Annotated in this window: 13 protein-coding genes; 8 read left to right on the forward strand and 5 right to left on the reverse strand. The window is 57.6% G+C overall.

The window, feature by feature from the left end; genetic code table 11:
• Window positions 1-22: 22 nt before the first annotated feature.
• From RLO149_RS00785 to RLO149_RS00800, 4 genes are read left to right on the forward strand one after another with little or no spacing between them, the layout of a single operon-like run.
• Window positions 23-748, forward strand: coding sequence for a competence/damage-inducible protein A (locus tag RLO149_RS00785; protein WP_013960140.1), 726 nt, complete (start codon window positions 23-25; stop codon window positions 746-748).
• Window positions 745-1,485 carry a GNAT family N-acetyltransferase gene (locus tag RLO149_RS00790; protein ID WP_013960141.1) on the forward strand — a complete coding sequence of 247 codons (741 nt, stop codon included), beginning with the start codon at window positions 745-747 and terminating at the stop codon, window positions 1,483-1,485. The genes RLO149_RS00785 and RLO149_RS00790 overlap by 4 nt, the downstream gene beginning before the upstream one ends.
• A complete protein-coding gene (locus tag RLO149_RS00795; RefSeq protein ID WP_013960142.1) occupies window positions 1,478-2,050 on the forward strand; it encodes a peroxidase-related enzyme in 573 nt (190 codons plus the stop codon). The genes RLO149_RS00790 and RLO149_RS00795 overlap by 8 nt, the downstream gene beginning before the upstream one ends.
• A complete protein-coding gene (locus RLO149_RS00800) occupies window positions 2,047-3,006 on the forward strand; it encodes an OmpA family protein (RefSeq protein WP_013960143.1) in 960 nt (319 codons plus the stop codon). The genes RLO149_RS00795 and RLO149_RS00800 overlap by 4 nt, the downstream gene beginning before the upstream one ends.
• Window positions 3,007-3,055: 49 nt before the next feature.
• Here the strand turns inward: RLO149_RS00800 and RLO149_RS00805 are convergent, their stop codons facing one another.
• Entirely contained in the window at window positions 3,056-3,961 is a 906-nt protein-coding gene (locus RLO149_RS00805; RefSeq protein WP_013960144.1) for a LysR family transcriptional regulator, read from the reverse strand.
• A gap of 452 nt (window positions 3,962-4,413) precedes the next feature.
• On the opposite strand from RLO149_RS00805, the gene RLO149_RS00810 reads away from it, so the two are divergent.
• Entirely contained in the window at window positions 4,414-4,857 is a 444-nt protein-coding gene (locus RLO149_RS00810; RefSeq protein WP_013960145.1) for a DUF4399 domain-containing protein, read from the forward strand.
• Between the two features lie 4 nt (window positions 4,858-4,861).
• Here the strand turns inward: RLO149_RS00810 and RLO149_RS00815 are convergent, their stop codons facing one another.
• On the reverse strand, window positions 4,862-6,889 hold the full coding sequence (locus RLO149_RS00815; protein WP_013960146.1) for an NADPH-dependent 2,4-dienoyl-CoA reductase: 2,028 nt from the start codon (window positions 6,887-6,889) through the stop codon (window positions 4,862-4,864).
• Between the two features lie 216 nt (window positions 6,890-7,105).
• On the opposite strand from RLO149_RS00815, the gene RLO149_RS00825 reads away from it, so the two are divergent.
• Window positions 7,106-7,588 (forward strand): RNA pyrophosphohydrolase, encoded by a 483-nt coding sequence (locus tag RLO149_RS00825; protein ID WP_013960147.1) that lies wholly within the window; start codon window positions 7,106-7,108, stop codon window positions 7,586-7,588.
• Here RLO149_RS00825 and RLO149_RS00830 read toward each other — a convergent pair.
• The 3 genes from RLO149_RS00830 to nth are packed head-to-tail and all read right to left on the reverse strand — an operon-like array spanning window position 7,585 to window position 9,811.
• Window positions 7,585-8,181, reverse strand: coding sequence for a GNAT family N-acetyltransferase (locus RLO149_RS00830; protein ID WP_013960148.1), 597 nt, complete (start codon window positions 8,179-8,181; stop codon window positions 7,585-7,587). The two genes, RLO149_RS00825 and RLO149_RS00830, sit on opposite strands and share 4 nt — an antisense overlap.
• Window positions 8,182-8,183: 2 nt before the next feature.
• Window positions 8,184-9,170 carry an adenosine kinase gene (locus tag RLO149_RS00835; RefSeq protein WP_013960149.1) on the reverse strand — a complete coding sequence of 329 codons (987 nt, stop codon included), beginning with the start codon at window positions 9,168-9,170 and terminating at the stop codon, window positions 8,184-8,186.
• Window positions 9,167-9,811, reverse strand: coding sequence for an endonuclease III (nth, locus tag RLO149_RS00840; protein ID WP_013960150.1), 645 nt, complete (start codon window positions 9,809-9,811; stop codon window positions 9,167-9,169). Before nth ends, RLO149_RS00835 begins: the two co-directional genes overlap by 4 nt.
• Window positions 9,812-9,989: 178 nt before the next feature.
• On the opposite strand from nth, the gene RLO149_RS00845 reads away from it, so the two are divergent.
• Both RLO149_RS00845 and RLO149_RS00850 read left to right on the forward strand, forming a co-directional pair.
• A complete protein-coding gene (locus RLO149_RS00845) occupies window positions 9,990-10,856 on the forward strand; it encodes a methylated-DNA--[protein]-cysteine S-methyltransferase (RefSeq protein WP_013960151.1) in 867 nt (288 codons plus the stop codon).
• A 126-nt stretch (window positions 10,857-10,982) separates the two neighbouring features.
• Entirely contained in the window at window positions 10,983-11,648 is a 666-nt protein-coding gene (locus RLO149_RS00850) for a YiaD family glycine zipper/OmpA-like lipoprotein (RefSeq protein WP_013960152.1), read from the forward strand.
• Window positions 11,649-11,672: the final 24 nt, after the last annotated feature.

Consider the following 11,672-nt stretch of genomic DNA (forward strand, 5'->3'; position numbering starts at 1 on the left):
CAGACGCAAGGACGCTTGAGACATGCCAAACCCCAGTGCCGCCATGTTGGTCATCGGAGACGAAATCCTGTCCGGCAGGACGCGCGACGCGAATATGTATCATCTGGCAGGCGAATTGACCGAAGCCGGGATCGATCTGCGTGAGGTGCGCGTTGTGCCGGATGAAAAGGCCACGATTATCGAGGCCGTGCGCGCCCTGTCGCAGCGGCATGAGCATGTGTTCACCAGCGGGGGGATCGGACCGACCCATGACGACATTACCGCCGATTGTATCGCCGAAGCCTTTGATCGCTCGATTGATATCCGCGCCGATGCGCGCGCGCTGCTTGAGGCGCATTACGCCAAGTCGGGCACTGAGTTGAACGCCGCGCGGTTGCGGATGGCCCGTATTCCCGAAGGCGGCGTGCTGATCGACAACCCCGTTTCCGTGGCACCGGGGTTTGTCGTCGAAAATGTCTATGTGATGGCTGGTGTGCCGTCGGTTTTCCGCGCCATGGTTGCGGCGGTCCTGCCGACCCTGACCAGCGGCGCGCGGATCATTTCTGAAACGCTGCAGGTTGACCGGGGCGAAGGGGACATCGCGGGGCCCTTGGGAGAGTTGGCGCGGCAATACCCGGACCTCAGCATGGGGTCCTATCCGTTTCAAAAGACGACAGGCAGCTATGGGGCAAATATTGTGATCCGGGGTACGGATGCCTCTGTTGTGCAGGAGGCGATGTCCAAACTTGCACTGGCGCTGCAACGGTGACCCTGACGCAGGCGCAACTCTTTGCCGCGGTGGATGCGACATGGCCTGCGGCACGGTATATCGAAACCGCGCATTGGCTGCTGCGCGAGGGACAAGGGGGCGGCAAGCGTGTTTCGGCGGCGACGCTGCGTGCGGGCATTTCTGACCCGGATATCGAAGCTGCCGAGGCGGAGATGAAACAGCTTGGTCAGGATGCGCTGTTCATGTTGCGGGAGACGGACGACACGCTTGACGCGACGCTTGATGCACGCGGCTACGGTCTGATCGATCCGGTTGTGATCCTGACGTCTCCGGTTGCTGCGCTGACGGGCCAGCCGGTGCCACGTTTAGCGGCCTTCACCATTTGGGAGCCCTTGGCGATCATGGCTGAAATCTGGGCCAAGGGCGGGATCGGTCCGGCCCGTCTGGAGGTCATGGCGCGCGCCAAGGTGAAAACGGCCATTCTGGCGCGCAACAATCAGCGCCCGGCGGGCACGGGTTTTGTGGCCGCACATGGTTCTGTGGCGATGGTGCATGCCGTTGAGGTCCTGCCCGAACACCGTCGTCAGGGAACGGCGCAGTGGATCATGCGCGAGGCTGCCTTTTGGGCGCGCGCGCAGCAGGCGGAAACCATGGCTGTCTTGTGCACTAAAGAGAACACAGCAGCGCTGGCCCTTTATTCCAGTCTGGGCTTTGAACCGGCGGCGCAGTACCATTATCGTCATAAAATCCTTACCGGAGACCTTCGTCATGGCTGATCATTCCCTTCCAACAGCATTGAACCTGCCAATGCAGGACCCGCTTCCGGCCCATACGCAAAAATACTTTGATGTCTGCATGGAAAAGCTGGGGATGATCCCGAATGTCCTGAAGGCCTATGCGTTTGACACTGATAAACTGGACGCGTTCACCGGCATGTACAACAATCTGATGCTCGCGCCTTCGGGGCTGAGCAAGCTGGAACGCGAAATGATTGCGGTCGTCGTGTCCTCTATCAACAAGTGCTTTTATTGTCTTGTTGCCCATGGTGCGGCGGTGCGCGCAATGTCTGGTGATCCGGCTTTGGGCGAAGCGCTGGTGATGAACTACCGGGTGGCTGATCTGGATTCGCGTCACCGGGCCATGCTGGATTTTGCCACGAAAATGACGCAGGCAAGCGCGACCATAGAAGAACCTGACAGGCAAGCGTTGCGCGATGCAGGCTTCAGCGACGCCGATATCTGGGACATTGCCAATGTGGCGGGCTTTTTCAACATGACCAACCGGGTGGCAAGTGCGACGGATATGCGCCCGAACGCTGAATATCACGCACAGGCCAGATGAGCATATGGCATGCATTTTGCGCCGCGGTGACGTTGGCCCTGACGGGATTGGCCGCCCCTCTTGCGGCACTTGAACTGGAATTGCCCGCGAGTGCCACGCTGACACTGGAACGCGCGTCACCTGTGGACAGTTTCGATCTGCCGGTAGCGCCGTTTGATGGCGCTTCTGTGCCCGCACGATCCATGGAGGGTAGAGTTTTACGCCGCAGCTGGCGCATATCCTCACCGGGATTAACCCCCTTGCAGGTGATCACCCCGTTGCGGGCCCAGTTGCAGGCGCAGGGGTTTGATCTGGCATTCGAATGTGACGCGCCCACATGTGGAGGCTTCGACTTCCGGTTCAACATTGAGGTGCTGCCGGGCCCCAACATGTACGTCAACATTTCACAATACCGCTATCTGACGGCGTTTTCAGCAGAGCCGGACGGACCCCGGCAAGCGGTCGGCATCCTGGTCAGCACGACGGCATCATCATCCTATGTGCAGGTCGTTTCGATCGACGAAAACACAGATCTGTCCGTGATTGTACCCAGAGAGCGGCCTGCAGAACGTGAACCCATTCTTGCAGAGCGAAATTTGGATCAAAGCGTTCAGATGCTGCCACAGGACGGGCGTTATGTTCTGCCAGGACTTGCGTTCGCGATTGGTACATCGGATCTCGGGCCGGGCCCGTTTCCGGCACTCAAAGAGCTTTCGGAATTTTTGTCGACTACAGAGGGTATACGCATTGCATTGGTTGGTCATACCGACACGACTGGCGCGCTTGCCACGAATATCTCGCTGTCACGCGCGCGGGCGCAATCGGTCCGCGCACGGTTGATCGAGGTATATGGCGTTGCGCCTGACAAGGTTGATGCAGAGGGCATGGGCTATCTGGCACCGATTGCAACGAACCTCACGGACGAAGGGCGTAGGCAAAACCGTCGCGTAGAAGTGGTTTTGTTAAATACTCAATAGTCGTATCGCGCGCCCTTAATATCTGCGATACCCGACTGCGCGGGGAGCTTTACCATTCCGCAGGTCCTTTTTCGGCAAAGGAGTTGACCAGAAAATCGATGAAAGCGCGCACCTTGGGTTGGGTGAAACGACCGGGGGGATAGACCGCGTAAATGCCTTGCGTTTCCATTGGGAGATCGGGAATTGCGTCTTCAACCAGACCTTTTTCCATCGCGTCCGCGTACAGAAAGCTGGGGAGATACGCGATCCCAAGCCCTGAAATGGCGGCGTTCAGCAAGGATTGACCATCATTGACACTAAGCCAGCCAGCGGTACGCACCTGACGCTTTTCACCTGAAGGCGCGGTGATTTTCCACACGTTGCCCGAGGACTGGTTGGAATAGTGCAGTAACTTATGTGCGTTGAGGTCATCGATCTTTTCGGGACGTCCGTATTTTTCGAAGTAACCCGGACTTGCGATCATCCGTTTGGTCGTCTCGGTCAGTTTGCGCGCGCGCAATGTGCTGTCCTCAAGCTCGCCTATCCGCACGGCCATGTCGAAGCCTTCCGAGATCAGTTCAACGTAGCGATTGTTGAGCACCATGTTGACGGTGATATCCGGGAAATCCGATAGAAATTCGCTGAGAACGGGCGACAGGTGGTTCACGCCAAAATCAGTGGCGACAGAAATCCGCAATAGCCCCGAAGGCGCGCTTTGCATGGATGTCACCAATGCGTCGGCCTCTCCTGCGTCGTTCAAAACCCGGCGTGCGCGGTCGTAATAGGCAAGACCGATTTCGGTCGGGCTGACCCGCCGCGTTGTTCTGTTCAAAAGCCGTGCGCCGAGCCGCGCCTCAAGGGAGGACACATGTTTCGAGACGGCGGATTTCGAGATGCCCAGTTTCTTGGCAGCATCGGTAAAGCCACCCTGATCCACAACCATCGCAAAGGCTTCCATTTCCGTGAGCCGGTCCATCACTCTTCCCTTCGAATTACTTCGCCGTCTTTTATGACGGGCAATTCGGGCAGGAACGCGGCAGGTCTGAGACAGTATCACGTTTTTTGACCAGATCGTTCGTTATGTGGAAACCGTTGGGGCGAATACTGATGCGATAGCCTGCATTTTATGGTGGTTTCGGTACGGAGTTGGTTGATTTCGGTTCGTTCTTTAGCGCTTCAATCATAGCGAGAAATGAGCAATCTTAGTCAAATTGATCTGAAATTTGTCGAAAATGTGGCGCAATTCGGTCCGAATGAGGCGCGGCGTGTAGCTGAAAAACCGCAATTGAGAATCATTCCAGAGTTGCTCGCAGCGTCGGAAACGCTGAAGCTACACAATGTGTTGAGGAGGCGGTTCTGCCTGTATTGCTGGACGTGTGATCGGCTTAGGCTACCCTCTATGAATACAATCTAAGGGAGGATTCTGAAATGAAACGCATTACCAGCTTTGTCTTGGCACTTATCCTGACCACATCTTTTGGATGGGCCGGGGGTGAGACGCCGGCAAACCCCGATTCAGAAGTGTACTTTATCAACCTTGAGGACGGACAAACTGTTTCTTCACCATTCCGCGTGAAATTTGGGTTGCGCGGCATGGGCGTCGCCCCTGCGGGATCGGAAGCGGAGATGACGGGGCATCACCACCTTTTTATCAACCGCCCCCCTTTGGGTGAGGGTGAAGATGGCGCAGATGAATTGGCAAATGGTATCCCGTCTGACGAAAACCACATCCATTTCGGTGGCGGTCAGACTGAAACGGAAATAGATTTGCCGGTCGGGCGGCATACGCTGCAGCTGGTTTTGGGTGACGCGGGGCACGTTCCACACTCAACGCCCGTCGTGTCTAAAGTGATCACCATCACGGTCGAATGACCGATTAGAGTATCGCAGCCAAACGCGTGCCCTGATCAATCGCGCGTTTGGCATCCAGTTCAGCCGCAACATCCGCGCCACCGATGATATGGTAGGGCGTGCCTGCGCCATCGAGTGCATCAGCGAGCGTTCGTTCGGGCAGCTGCCCTGCGCACATCACGATTGTGTCGGCCTCGATCAGCGTGGGGTTTTCGCGGGCCTCGCCAAAGGATACCAATAGCCCGCCGTCCTGAACACTTTCGTAATTCACGCCGCCCATCATCTTTACATTCTTCATTGCCAGCGCCGCTCGGTGTATCCAACCTGTGGTCTTGCCTAACCGTTTGCCGGGCTTTTCCGCCTTGCGCTGCAACAAGGTCACATCACGCGCGGGCGGAGCGGGTTGCGGCCCCTCTGGTGCAAGACCCGACCGGTTTTCGCTCGGGTCGGAGACACCCCATTCACGCATCCATTCGGGCAGGTTTACCGTCGGGCTCTTGCCTTCGTGAACAAGGTATTCAGCCACGTCGAACCCGATGCCGCCCGCGCCCACGATCACAACGCGTTTTCCAACCTGCGCCGTGCCGCGCAACACCTCGATATAGCTGACAACATTAGGTGCATCCTGCCCTTGGATGCCGGGATCGCGCGGGACCACACCTGTTGCAACGATCACCTCATCATAGGATTTCAGATCGCCCGCACCTACGGGCTGCCCCAGTGAAACCGTGACACCGGTGGTGTCCAGCATGGTACGGTACCAATCCACAAGGCCCCAGAACTCTTCCTTCCCCGGCACCTGTTTCGCCATATTGAGCTGGCCGCCGATTTCATCCGCCTGATCGAACAGCGTGACATTATGGCCCCGCTGCGCCGCTGTGATTGCCGTGGAGAGGCCTGCGGGGCCTGCCCCCACGATGGCGATGGTCTTTGGTTGTGCCGCAGTTTCGATGGTCAGTTCAGTCTCATAACAGGCGCGCGGGTTGACAAGACAACTGGAGATCTTGCCGCTGAACGTATGATCCAGACAGGCCTGGTTGCAGGCGATGCAGGGTGCGATTTCGCCCGATTTGCCGCGCATGGCTTTGAGCACAAAATCCGCGTCCGCCAGCATGGGGCGCGCCATCGACACCATATCAGCGCATCCGGTAGCAAGCACCTCCTCGGCAACTTCGGGCGTGTTGATGCGGTTGGAGGTAATGACCGGAATCCCGACCTTGCCCATCAGCTTTTTGGTGACCCATGCAAAGGCCGCGCGGGGTACGGATGTGGCGATTGTCGGAATGCGCGCTTCGTGCCAGCCGATGCCTGTGTTGATGATCGTGGCCCCTGCCGCCTCGACCGCCTGTGCCAGTTGGGCGACCTCATCATGGGTGGAGCCGTTCGGGATCAGGTCAATCATCGACAGGCGGTAGATGATGATAAAATCCGCGCCCACAGCCGCGCGGACGCGGCGCACGACCTCAACAGGCAGGCGCATGCGGTTTTCATATGACCCGCCCCAACCGTCGGTGCGCTTGTTGGTATGGGTGACCAGAAACTGGTTCAGGAAATATCCCTCAGAGCCCATGATCTCGACGCCGTCATATCCGGCGGCCTGCGCGCGGGCGGCGCAGGAGACGATATCGCTGATTTGCTTTTCGATCCCATCGGCGTCTAACTCGGTCGGCGCGAAAGGCGAAATCGGGGACTTGATGGCCGAGGGTGCGACGCATTTTGGCCCATAGGCGTAGCGACCCGCGTGCAGGATTTGCATGGCGATTTTGCCGCCCGCCGCATGCACGCGATCCGTGATGATCTTGTGGTTTGCCACATCCTGATCGCTGACCATCATGGCCGCGCCGGGCAGGACAGAGCCTTCGAGGTTGGGGCCAATGCCGCCTGTGACCATCAAGGCGACCTCGCCTCTGGCGCGTTCGGCATAAAACTCAGCGACCCGGTTCCAGTCCTTGGTTTCTTCCAGACCAGTGTGCATCGACCCCATCAACACGCGGTTTTTCAGCGTCGTAAAGCCAAGATCCAGCGGCGCCAGTAGATTTGGATAGTTGGCCATTCGAAACCCTCCCCGGTCGTTATTGTTGTGACATCGCATTATCCGGCAAAGCCTGTCACGCACAACGCCGCGTCACAATCGCAAATGCGTATGCTGGGGTGGTCTTGATCCCTTTTGGCGCAACCGGGCTTTCGTGCGATGGGTTTCTTGCGTATGCCTGACAAATCATTAAGCACATGAAAAACCAAAATGCGACCCAGCGGAAAAGGACCCGTCATGACCCCAGAAGAGATCGCCAAGCTGCCGTATCGTCCTTGTGTGGGTGTGATGTTGATGAACGGTCAGGGCGAGGTTTTCGTCGGGCAGCGGCGCGACAACAATATTGCCGCATGGCAGATGCCACAGGGTGGTGTTGAAAAAGGTGAAGACCCGCGCGCTGCGGCGCTGCGTGAGTTATGGGAAGAAACGGGTGTGAACCCTGAATTGGCCGAGGTGGTGGCGGAGACGGAAGACTGGCTGCCCTATGAGCTGCCTTTTGATCTGGTGCCAAAGCTGTGGAAGGGGCGATACCGTGGGCAAGAGCAGAAGTGGTTTCTGATGCGCTTTCACGGGGCAGACAGCGATATCAACATCGTGACCGAACATCCGGAGTTCTCACAGTGGCGCTGGCTACCTGCGGCGGACTTGGTTGAGAATATCGTTCCCTTCAAGCGCGACGTTTACGTGGCCGTATTGGATGCCTTTGAGGCGCATCTTTAGGGGTCAAAGATTGGCACGTTCGGGCTTGCGTTTCTGGGTAGAATACCAGCGATACGCGGATCATCGTCTATTTCGACTTCTTGCCGGACGGGGGTAAAACCGCTGCGGCGGTAAAAATGGAGCGCTTGCGGGCTGTCGAGTGTACAGGTGTGCACGTGCAGCAGCGAAATGGGCCTGGTCCAGGCCCGCGTGATCGCTTCGTTCATAAGGCAGCGCCCGGCGCCGGTGCCGATCAGAGCAGGGGTCAGGCCAAAATACGCCAGTTCACAGACGCCATCCTCGCGAAAATCCAGTTCCAGCAGGGCTTCGTCCGTGCCATCTTTGGTCAGCGTGTAATGTTCGACCTTCGGGTCTTGCAAGATCGCGGTCAAATCTGTGTCGTTCAGTTTCAGCCGACCATACCAAAGCCAGTTCAGCGACCCCACGCGCTTAAAAACATCGCGAAACCAGAGCGGATCGGCTTCAACTCTGCGAAACGTCAGGTTGGGCGGCAGCGGGCGCTCGGTTATGGGGACCTGTTGGCGCATTTCAAGATAGGTGACGATCATCGCCACCTTGCCAGCGGGGATAGTATGAAAGCCATCGCCAAGCATTGTCAGGCTAACCCGGCCTTGCGGAATTCGGCCATCATGTCGATCAGGGGCCGTGGGCCGACGTGGCTGATGACTTCGGCCGCACAAAGATTGCCCATCCGTGCACAGGTCGTCAGATCGCGGCCCGTTGCCATGCCATAGAGGAACCCGGCGGCGAACTGATCGCCTGCACCGGTTGCGTCCACGGGTGTGACTGTCTGCACGGGAACATCAATGCGCTCGTTGCCGGAAACGACGGTGACGCCGTCGCCTGATCGTGTGCATACCACCAAGGGGCAGATCGCGGCCGTTTTCGCGAGCGCGGTTTCAAGATCGGTCTCAAACAGCGATTCAATTTCGTGCTGATTGCCGATCACGTAATCAAGTTCGTTCTCGATCAGCGTCAGGAAATCAGAGCGGTGCCGCTCGACACAAAAGGGGTCGGAAATGGCGATCCCTGCTTTACCGCCTGCCGCACAAGCCAGACGGGAGGCTTGCAAAAACGCCTCTTTGCCGTGGTCCTTGTCAAACAAATACCCCTCAAGAAAGATGATCTTGGCATTGGATGCGACTGTTTCGGGCACGTCCGCCGGGCCAAGGTCCGTTGAGATGCCCAGATATGTGTTCATCGACCGCTCACCATCGGGGGAGACGAAAATCATGGAACGTGAGGTTGGCAAATCCCCGCCCTGCACAGGCGCGTTCACGAAATCAGTGCCGCCATCGCGCATGGACTCTGCGTAAAACCGGCCCAAGGCATCGTCGTGCACACGCCCGATAAAGGCAGTCGGCAGGCCAAGAGCGCCGACACCCGCAATGGCATTGGCAACCGAGCCGCCCGGTGTTTGCAGGCGATCCTGCATCGCGCCATAAAGCACCTCGGCCCGGTCGCGTTCGATCAGCTGCATGATGCCTTTTTCGATGCCCATATGAGCGAGAAAACTGTCATCGGCATGGCTGATCACGTCGACAACGGCGTTTCCGATGCCGACCACTTCGTATTTTGTCATTCGGTTTTGTCCTCAAATGGGCAGAGATCGTTTATAATGCAGGTCCGGCACAGTGGTTTGCGCGCTTTACAGTGGTAGCGCCCATGCAAAATCATCCAATGATGCGCATGCAATTGAAAATCTGCCGGAATGTTATCTTCGATGGCGCGTTCGACGACATCGACTGTCTTGCCTGGCGCGATCCCGGTGCGGTTCCCGAGCCGAAAGATATGCGTATCCACGGCCTGTGCAGGCTGTTGCCACCACATGTTCAGCACCACGTTGGCCGTCTTGCGACCCACGCCCGGTAGGCTTTGTAATGCGGCGCGGCTGTTTGGGACGACGCCGCCATATTGATCCACAAGAATTTGGCTCAGCTTGATGACATTCTTGGCCTTTTGACGAAAGAGACCGATCGTCTTGATGTGTTCGGTGACACCGTCAATCCCGAGGTCCAGCATTTTTTGTGGCGTGTCTGCGATCTTGAACAGCGCACGTGTGGCTTTGTTGACGCCCGCGTCCGTTGCCTGCGCGCTGAGGGCGACAGCCACAACCAGTGTATAGACGTTCACATGCTCCAGCTCGCCTTTGGGCTCAGGATCAGCCGCGCGAAAGCGGGTGAAAATCTCCCGGATCGTATGATAATCGAGTTGTTTTGCCATGGTGGTGGTATGCGTTCTTTCCTACGGACGGGCAAGAGCATGATCCGCCGATTTGACTGTGCGGCGTAAACCGTCGTTGCGTGCCTACATGCAGTATCGTAATTTTCTGTGAACCGGGACGTCGTATAACCGCATGAAACGGGTCGCGTGGCCCTCGATAACGGCGTAAACATACGCCATGACACAGCACCAGACCCTGCCGCAAGATTCCGAAGGCGCCTATCATTACCACGTGATCCGCCGGGCGATTGATCTGATTGATCAAACCGACCATCCCATTTCCCTCGACGACATTGCGGCGGATATGGGAATGAGCCCGGCGCATTTCCAACGCGTGTTCTCGCGTTGGGTGGGCGTTTCCCCGAAACGGTATCAGCAATATCTGACACTGGGGCACGCCAAGACGCTGCTGAGCGAACGGTTTTCGACGCTCGCGGCATCTCATGCGGTCGGTTTGTCCGGCAGCGGTCGGCTGCACGATTTATTCCTGAGATGGGAAGCGATGAGCCCGGGGGAGTTCGCGCGCAAAGGGGCTGGCCTGACCATATACTGGGGCTGGTTCGAAAGCCCCTTTGGCCCGGCAATCGTCATGGGCACGGAAAAAGGCATATGTGGCATCGGTTTCGCAGCGGAAATGGGCGCGGAACCGGCATTCGAAGATCTTGCCGCGCGCTGGCCGCAGGCGTCCTATGTCGAAGACCCGATGATGCTGCGCCCATGGGTGTTGCAGGCGTTTGGGGCCAAAGACGGGGCGCTGGATACCACACCGTTGTTTTTGATTGGTGCGCCATTCCAGATAAAAGTCTGGGAAGCGCTTTTGTCCATTCCGACGGGCCATGTCACGACCTATTCCGAAATCGCCCAAGCTGTTGGTGCGCCGCGTGCGGTGCGCGCGGTTGGCACTGCCGTGGGCAGAAATCCGATCAGTTGGATCATTCCCTGTCATCGCGCCCTGCGTAAATCGGGGGGATTGGGGGGATATCACTGGGGAATACCCATGAAACGCGCCATGCTTGCCTATGAGGCGGTTGAACTGGAAACGTGATTTTTACCGGCAGGATGTCGCTTGTCGATTTTTCCCCTTTGTTTGCCGGGCTGCACATCCCATATAAGCTGACGGACCATAACGCCGCCCCGCCCGAACGGGGAGGCAACCGAGAAGGCAGTAAATATGAGACTATTCAGTAAACCAATGGCTTTGGCGATGGCAGGGATTTTGGGTTTGGCCGCTTGTACGGATCCCGCGCAACTGAACCAAGACCCCAACTTATCCAACACGCAGCAAGGCGCGTTGATCGGTGCAGGGGCAGGTGCCTTGGCGGGTGCTTTGTCGCGTGGGGATGGCAACCGGGACAAGGGCGCAGTGATTGGCGCGGTTGTCGGGGGCGCAATTGGCGCAGGCATCGGCTATAATCTTGACCAACAGGAAGCGGAGTTGCGCCGCGATCTGGGCAATGACGACGTGCAGATTACCAACACGGGCGACCGTCTGATCGTGAGCCTACCGCAAGATTTGCTTTTCGCGACCGACAGTTTTTCAGTACGTCCGGATTTGCAAAATGACCTTTATACGGTTGCGGGCAGCCTGCAAAACTATCCGGCTTCGACCATTCAGGTCATTGGGCACACGGATAGCGATGGGGATGCCGCCTACAACCAACAACTGTCCGAACGGCGGGCGGGATCGGTTGCTGGTATCCTGATGAATGCTGGCGTCACGTCGTCCCGACTACAGACAATCGGACGCGGAGAGAGCCAGCCCGTCGCGAGCAATCTCAACGAAACAGGCAAGGCGCAAAACCGTCGGGTAGAGATCGTTATTTTGCCAACTGCATAAACGGGCATCCACATGAAAAAAGGC

This window comes from Roseobacter litoralis Och 149, assembly GCF_000154785.2.
GTDB classification, from domain to species: domain Bacteria; phylum Pseudomonadota; class Alphaproteobacteria; order Rhodobacterales; family Rhodobacteraceae; genus Roseobacter; species Roseobacter litoralis.

Excerpts from the sequence above, each read along its gene's own strand:
- RLO149_RS00835 (WP_013960149.1), bottom strand. The coding sequence starts at position 9,170 with ATGACAAAATACGAAGTGGTCGGCATCGGAAACGCCGTTGTCGACGTG.
- RLO149_RS00805 (WP_013960144.1), bottom strand. The coding sequence starts at position 3,961 with ATGGACCGGCTCACGGAAATGGAAGCCTTTGCGATGGTTGTGGATCAG.
- RLO149_RS00785 (WP_013960140.1), top strand. The coding sequence starts at position 23 with ATGCCAAACCCCAGTGCCGCCATGTTGGTCATCGGAGACGAAATCCTG.
- RLO149_RS00845 (WP_013960151.1), top strand. The coding sequence starts at position 9,990 with ATGACACAGCACCAGACCCTGCCGCAAGATTCCGAAGGCGCCTATCAT.
- RLO149_RS00850 (WP_013960152.1), top strand. The coding sequence starts at position 10,983 with ATGAGACTATTCAGTAAACCAATGGCTTTGGCGATGGCAGGGATTTTG.
- RLO149_RS00825 (WP_013960147.1), top strand. The coding sequence starts at position 7,106 with ATGACCCCAGAAGAGATCGCCAAGCTGCCGTATCGTCCTTGTGTGGGT.
- nth (WP_013960150.1), bottom strand. The coding sequence starts at position 9,811 with ATGGCAAAACAACTCGATTATCATACGATCCGGGAGATTTTCACCCGC.
- RLO149_RS00795 (WP_013960142.1), top strand. The coding sequence starts at position 1,478 with ATGGCTGATCATTCCCTTCCAACAGCATTGAACCTGCCAATGCAGGAC.
- RLO149_RS00810 (WP_013960145.1), top strand. The coding sequence starts at position 4,414 with ATGAAACGCATTACCAGCTTTGTCTTGGCACTTATCCTGACCACATCT.
- RLO149_RS00830 (WP_013960148.1), bottom strand. The coding sequence starts at position 8,181 with ATGCTTGGCGATGGCTTTCATACTATCCCCGCTGGCAAGGTGGCGATG.
- RLO149_RS00815 (WP_013960146.1), bottom strand. The coding sequence starts at position 6,889 with ATGGCCAACTATCCAAATCTACTGGCGCCGCTGGATCTTGGCTTTACG.
- RLO149_RS00800 (WP_013960143.1), top strand. The coding sequence starts at position 2,047 with ATGAGCATATGGCATGCATTTTGCGCCGCGGTGACGTTGGCCCTGACG.